Genomic DNA, 1675 nt, shown 5'->3' on the forward strand with positions numbered 1-1675 from the left:
GGTGATTTTGCCGCGGCTGTGCGCGTCGATGTAGGCTTGCGCGACGTCGAGTTCGGTGACGAGCTCGGCGATTTTGAACTTTTTGTACTGGTGCGAGCCGATCGGGTTTCTGAACGCCTCCCGTTCGTGGGCGTAGTCGATCGTCTCGAGCAGGATCGCGCACGTGTGCAAGGTTAGAGATGACCCGGAGACCCTCTCTTGCGGGTAACTTCAGTGTGCCGGTTCCCCCGGAACAGTGTCTGCCGCCGAAGTGTCACCAGAGGAGGGAGAACAGCAGGCCCCGCAGGAAGCACGAGCCTAACCGGCGTTCACCTGCCTAACTTTGAATCCCTCCGGCCCCCGGAAGGACCTGCCCCCGCTGCCGAGGCCTTCTCCCCGCTGCGGCACTTCCCTCCGACTCATGATTCGACGCGCGTGCTCCCAACGCCGTTCCCGATGCAGCCAAAGCCTCGACTGGAAATGCCCAGCGAAAGCTAACTTTGGCCACTCAATCCAGTGTAGACAAGTCGCTGCCTGCCGAAGCGCCGGAACTCCCGGGCACGCCAGTGTTCCGGCTGATACTGAGAATCCTGCATGCCGCGGAGTTGGAGTACTCCTCTTTCATGAGCCGAACATACAGGGGGACGTTTCTCAACCAGCCTATGAGGCCCCATTTTTCGTCTTCGGCGCGCCGAATGTCCCATAAGTACGTGTTGGGAAAGTGGCCGGTTGACTGCCCGGGGTCGGCGGGGCCAGCGTAGGAATATGTCCGGTTCCTCCCCGCGCCCGTACCCGTCGGACCTGACCGACGGACAGTGGGAGTTGATCGAGCCGCTGGTGCCGGTGAAGACCGGCGGACGCCCGGCGGTCCATCCGCGCCGGCGGATCGTGGAGGCCATCTGCGTACGTGACCCGGAGCGGGTGCGCATGGCGGATGATGCCCCACGACTTCCCGCCCTGGGACACCGTGTACTGGTACTTCCAGCGCTGGAACGCGGACGGCACCACCGAGGCGATCCACGACGCGCTGCGCGGGGCGGTCCGGCAGGAAGCCGGACGGGACACGGCGGGCCTCGGCCGGGGTCGTGGACTCTCAGTCGGTCAAGGGCGCCGACACCGTCGGGAGCGATTCCCGCGGTTACGACGCGGGCAGGAAGGTCAACGGCCGCAAGCGGCACATCCTCACCGACACCGCCGGACTGCTGGTCGTGGTGCTGGTGACCGCGGCCAGCTAAGCAGGACCGCGACGGCGGGCGACTGGTTCTGGAAAAATCCCGGGCGAGGATGCCCTCGCTCGTGCAGGCATGGGCCGATGGCGGCTACGCCGGCAAGCTGCTGGAAACCGCCCGGGACCTGCTCGGGATCACCCTCGAAATCGTGGCCAAGCCCGAGGGAATGCATACCTTCGAGGTCCTGCCCCGGGCCGGCGTCCTTGGCAGGCCGCCGAAGCCGCCTAACCCCTTTAGGGTGCGTCTCCCATTAGGCGTAGCCAGGTGAGGATGGCGCAGATCGTGACGCCGGCGCGGTAGGTGATGGCGAGTTTGTCGAAGCGGGTCGCGATGCCACGCCATTGCTTGGCGAGAGCGAAGTACCGCTCGACGACGTTGCGTCCCTTGTACGCGTTCTCGTCGAATCCGGATAGCCGCCCGCCACGGCTGCCGCGCCGCTTGCGTGCGGCAGCCTGGTCGCGTTTGTC

General features: G+C 65.6%; 1 protein-coding gene and 3 pseudogenes. 2 read left to right on the plus strand and 2 right to left on the minus strand.

All coding sequences use genetic code 11. From position 1 onward, the window contains the following. Nucleotides 1–171 (minus strand): acyl-CoA dehydrogenase family protein (locus AC5RVV_RS17295; protein ID WP_494002597.1); only part of this gene is annotated, 171 nt, incomplete at its 3' end. 715 nt (nt 172–886) lie between these two features. Between AC5RVV_RS17295 and AC5RVV_RS17300 the strand changes: the two are divergent. After that, nucleotides 887–988: pseudogene (locus AC5RVV_RS17300) on the plus strand (transposase); the annotation flags it as partial. A gap of 73 nt (nt 989–1061) precedes the next feature. Then, nucleotides 1062–1214 (plus strand): annotated as a pseudogene (locus AC5RVV_RS17305) (transposase); the annotation flags it as partial. Nucleotides 1215–1441: 227 nt separating this feature from the next. On the opposite strand, the pseudogene AC5RVV_RS17310 reads toward AC5RVV_RS17305, so the two are convergent. Continuing rightward, nucleotides 1442–1675: pseudogene (locus AC5RVV_RS17310) on the minus strand (IS5/IS1182 family transposase); the annotation flags it as partial.

It is taken from the genome of Arthrobacter sp. MDT2-34-1 (genome assembly GCF_059091365.1).